The organism is Mesorhizobium kowhaii (genome assembly GCF_042431665.1).
Taxonomy (GTDB): Bacteria; Pseudomonadota; Alphaproteobacteria; order Rhizobiales; family Rhizobiaceae; genus Mesorhizobium; species Mesorhizobium kowhaii.
The window spans coordinates 1-1,120 of the sequence record NZ_JBHLYT010000190.1 but is presented as its reverse complement, the minus strand read 5'-3'; the positions used below and the strand labels follow the sequence as shown (position 1 = coordinate 1,120).

At 58.8% G+C, this 1,120-nt stretch carries 1 protein-coding gene and 1 pseudogene; one reads left to right on the top strand and one right to left on the bottom strand.

Features of this window, described 5'->3' with window-relative positions; genetic code table 11:
- Positions 1-379: pseudogene (locus ACFFNA_RS39280) on the top strand (hypothetical protein); the annotation flags it as partial.
- A gap of 215 nt (positions 380-594) precedes the next feature.
- On the opposite strand, the gene ACFFNA_RS39275 reads toward ACFFNA_RS39280, so the two are convergent.
- On the bottom strand, positions 595-1,120 hold a 526-nt coding region (locus ACFFNA_RS39275; protein WP_378925664.1), incomplete at its 5' end, for an IS5 family transposase.

Sequence of the window (1,120 nt, the reverse complement as noted above, 5' to 3'; positions counted from 1 at the left end):
GTGGCCGTCGCCATCGATCGTTTCCACCCCAAAGAATGCGAAAACCTGTTCGCCCACGCCGGCTACGATGCCTAACCGTGATTATCCAGAAACTGCTCTAGAGAGACGCGTGCTCGACGCTGCGGCCCCGAACGCGATGGATAAGAAGGTCGGCTATTCAATCGCCTGCCAAGCGGAAGTCGAGGCCACGACTGCTGCCTTGAAGCTTCAAGACAAAATCCCTGACATACGGGCGCATTCGCTTCTTGGCGTAGTCGCTAAGCTCGAAATCATCGCTGGCGCGGATCGTGACATCGACGATCCAACAGACTTTTCGCTGGCCGCATATTGCTTCGGTCCTTGCCGACTTAAAGGAAATCGCCGGGAGCCTGCCGCTTGAACGGCCTGAGCGATCCGTCGTTCAGGCGGACTGCAGGCAATATCAAGCGATGGCGCCCAACCTGATCGATCTGGAAAACCAGGCCGCTAGTCTTCATTTGGGGTTCCCCGTGCACCCCTCCCGCATTGGAACTTGAACCGCCATCCCAAACAGCACTCGAGCTGCGTGTTCAACCTTACCGGTCTCGGGCAAAACGCTCTAGGAAGTGTGGACAGTTATCTGAGCCATAGGATTGTTGCGGCTAGGGTGACGACGGCGAGATAGTGCCTTGCGGTTTTTTCGAAGCGAGTTGCGACGCGGCGGAACTGCTTGAGCTTTGAGAAGCAGCATTCGACCAAGTGGCGTTGCGCATAGAGATGCTTGTCGATCGGATGTTTGCGCGCCCGTGAGGGATTGTTCGGGATGACCGCGACAGCCCCTTTGTCAGCGATGGCCTTGCGCAGACGGTCGCTGTCGTAGGCTGTATCGGCCAGCACGACTTGGGCTTGCAAGCCTTCGATCAGAGCATCGGCCTGTGGGGCGTCTCCCTTCTGGCCAGCCGTGAGCGTGAAGCGGACCGGGCACCCCAGACCACGCACGGCCATGTGGATCTTGGTGCTCAGGCCGCCACGGGAACGGCCAAGGGCCTGATCTTCAGCCCCCTCATATGAGGCTCGTTGTGTCAATAGTAGCGGCGGCGGCGAAATCACTTCGGACGCTGTCGGGATCGGCCTCGCGGCGAATTGCGGAACAAGTCCACAT